General features: G+C 68.3%; 3 protein-coding genes. 1 reads left to right on the forward strand and 2 read right to left on the reverse strand.

The features are described 5' to 3' along the window. A partial coding sequence (locus ELR45_RS22700) for a M23 family metallopeptidase (RefSeq protein WP_205857074.1) occupies nucleotides 1-297 on the forward strand: 297 nt, incomplete at its 5' end. Between the two features lie 18 nt (nucleotides 298-315). Here the strand turns inward: ELR45_RS22700 and ELR45_RS22705 are convergent. Continuing rightward, the gene (locus ELR45_RS22705; protein WP_129668470.1) at nucleotides 316-2,196 is read right to left on the reverse strand and encodes an ATP-binding cassette domain-containing protein; all 1,881 of its coding nucleotides are present in this window, start codon (nucleotides 2,194-2,196) and stop codon (nucleotides 316-318) included. A gap of 41 nt (nucleotides 2,197-2,237) precedes the next feature. Beyond that, on the reverse strand, nucleotides 2,238-2,961 hold a 724-nt coding region (locus ELR45_RS38765), incomplete at its 5' end, for an MFS transporter (RefSeq protein WP_205857075.1).

The following is a 2,961-nucleotide window of genomic DNA, read 5'->3' on the forward strand; positions in this document are numbered from 1 at the left end:
GCCGCACACGGAGCCGAGGTCGTCGCAGTCTCCAGCGGGGAGATCATCTCCGCCGGTTGGGACGGCTCGTACGGTCAGAAGATCGCGATCCGTCACTGGGACGGCACGGTGAGCTGGTACGGCCACCTGTCGCGCATCGTCAAGGACTCCGGCACAGTCGAGCCCGGCACGGTGATTGGAAGAGTGGGTTCCACCGGCAACAGCACCGGGCCGCACCTGCACCTGGAGATCCGGCCCAACGACGGCGACCCGGTCAACCCACAGGCGTGGCTGGCGGAGAACGGTCTCTCCCTTTAGAGCGCTGAGGCTCCGCGCCTAGCCGACTTCCTCGGCTAGGTCCATCCACCGCGCTTCAAGCGCCTCGCGCTCCTCATTGACCTTCCGCAGCGTCGCGTCCAGTTCGGCCACCTTCTCGTGGTCGGTGGCGTGCTGCGCCAGCTCCGCATGGAGCTTCTCCGCACGCTGCGTCAGCTTCTCTACCTCGCGCTCGACTCTCGTCAGTTCCTTCCGGGCGGCCCGTGTGTCACCGCGTTTCTCCCGGCGCGCGTCGCCGCGCCCCAGCCCGGCACCCGCACCGACGCTGGTACCACCAGAGTCGCCCGAACCGGCCGGTGTGCCCGCTCCCGTGCCAACTGCGCCTGTTGGGCTTCCTACCGTCCCAGCCTCCGATGCGCCCACGCCCGAGGCTGGGGCAACGGATGCGGCGCGGCGACGTTCCAGGTACTCGTCGACGCCACCCGGAAGGTGCACCAGACGGCCGTCGCCCAGCAGCGCCCAGATCGAGTCCGTCGCCCGCTCCAGGAACCAACGGTCGTGGCTGACGACCACGAGCGTTCCCGGCCACCGGTCGAGCACGTCCTCGAGAACGTTGAGCGTCTCCACGTCCAGGTCGTTGGTCGGCTCGTCGAGCAGCAGGACGTTCGGCTCGCCCATCAGCAGGCGCAGCAACTGCAGCCGCCGGCGCTCACCACCGGACAGGTCGCCCACGGGAGTCCACTGCCGCTGACCGGTGAAGCCGAACCGCTCCAGCATCTGCCCAGCCGTGGCCTCACCACCGGCCCCCAGCTGGACCTCCTTCTTGACCTCCTCCACCGCCTGCAGCACCCGCGTCGCCGGGTCGAGCTCGGAGATCTCCTGGGACAGGTGCGCGCAGACCACGGTCTTGCCGATCTTCACGTGACCCGCAGACGGCGGCAGGCTTCCGTCGAGCAAACGCAGCAAGGTGGTCTTTCCGGATCCGTTCACCCCGACCACACCGACCCGGTCTCCCGGGCCCAGCCGCCATGTCAGGTCGTCCAACAGGGTCTTGCCGCCCAGCTCGACAGTGGCGTTCTCGACGTCGTAGACGCTCTTGCCGAGCCTGGTGGTCGCCAACCGCGCCAGCTCGTACGGATCCCGCGGCGGCGGCTCGTTCTCGATCAGCGTGTTGGCGGCGTCGATCCGGAACTTCGGCTTCGACGTCCGGGCAGGCGGGCCACGTCGCAGCCACGCCAGTTCCTTGCGCAGCAGGTTCTGCCGGCGGGCCTCGTCGGACGCGGCGATCCGGGAGCGCTCGGCGCGGGCCAGGACGTAGGTCGAGTAGCCGCCGTCGTACGCGTGGACCGTGCCGTCCACGACCTCCCAGGTGGTCTCGCAGACCGAGTCGAGCAGCCACCGATCGTGGGTGACGACGACGAGCGCCCGGCCGGTCGCGGCCAGGTGCGTCGTCAGCCAGTCGATCGCCTCGACGTCCAGGTGGTTGGTGGGCTCGTCGAGCAACAGCAGGTCGGACTCGGCGATCAGTGTCCGCGCGAGCGCGACGCGTCGTCGTTCCCCGCCCGAGAGCGGGCCGATCCGTGCGTCCAGGGCGATCTCGGGCAGCAGGTGAGCGACGACCTCGCGGACCCGTGCGTCGCCGGCCCACTCGTGGTCCGCGAGCTCCCCCACGACGCTCTGCCGGACCGTCGACTCCGGATCGAGCTCGTCGCGCTGCCCGACGTAGCCGATCCTCAGCCCACCGGTGTGCGTGACCCGGCCGGAGTCGGGTCGCTCGGCGCCGGACAGCAACCGGAGCAGCGACGACTTGCCGCCACCGTTCCTGCCGACAACGCCGATGCGCTCACCGGTGCCTATACCGATCGAGAGTGCGTCGAAGATCTGCTGAGTCCCATAGGCGAGGGACACTGACTCGAGATTGATGAGATTACGTGGCGCCATGACACCGTCGAGTTTCCCATGCCGACCGCCGAACGTCCTACTCACGCCGCTCGGCTGGCCATCTCCCTCTTTCGATCTCGGAGTCGACCGGTGATCAGCAACGGCGTGGTGACGATCGCAGCGGTGATGAGGATTCCGAGGGCGACGGTCAGTGCTGTGGTGTAGCCATGCACTGAGGCCTCGCCCGGATCCGACGGTCCCGCGGTGGACACGTATGCCGCCGTGGCGCTGGTCGCGATGGTGTTGAGCAGAGCAATGCCGAGCGCCGCCCCAAGCTGCTGAGCAGCGTTGTATGTCGCGGACGCGGCCCCGATGTCGTGCCCTCTCATTCCCGCCGTGGCGAGGCCGGCGGTCGGCGGGATCACACAACCCAGCCCGAGCCCGGTGAGCAGCATCGCGGGCACCAGGTACACCGGCAGTACGTTCGCACTCTGCGCCGTCAAACCGGTCAGGATGAGCATTCCGGCCGCCGCGGCGATCAGGCCGGGCACGATCAGTGCCGCGGGCGCGACACGTCCGTGCAGCTTCCCGGCTATCAACATCGACCCGATCAAGGCGGCTAGGGCGTTGATGATCAGGGTCATGCCCGCCTGGACGGGTGAATAGCCGAGGATCGCTTGTGTGTAGTAACTCATGAACAGGTAGAAGCCGAACATCGCCATGAACATCAGCGTGATCGAGAGAAACGCGGCGGCACGGGCACGGTCGAGCAGGATCCGCATCGACAGCAACGGCTGAGGTGCCCGCATCTCGACAGCAACGAAG

Origin of the sequence: Phytoactinopolyspora endophytica (assembly GCF_004138495.1) — a bacterium.
Taxonomy (GTDB): Bacteria; Actinomycetota; Actinomycetes; order Jiangellales; family Jiangellaceae; genus Phytoactinopolyspora; species Phytoactinopolyspora endophytica.

Bases quoted from the DNA above. Each gene is read 5' to 3' on its own strand.
- ELR45_RS22705 (WP_129668470.1), bottom strand. From the start codon at position 2,196: ATGGCGCCACGTAATCTCATCAATCTCGAGTCAGTGTCCCTCGCCTAT.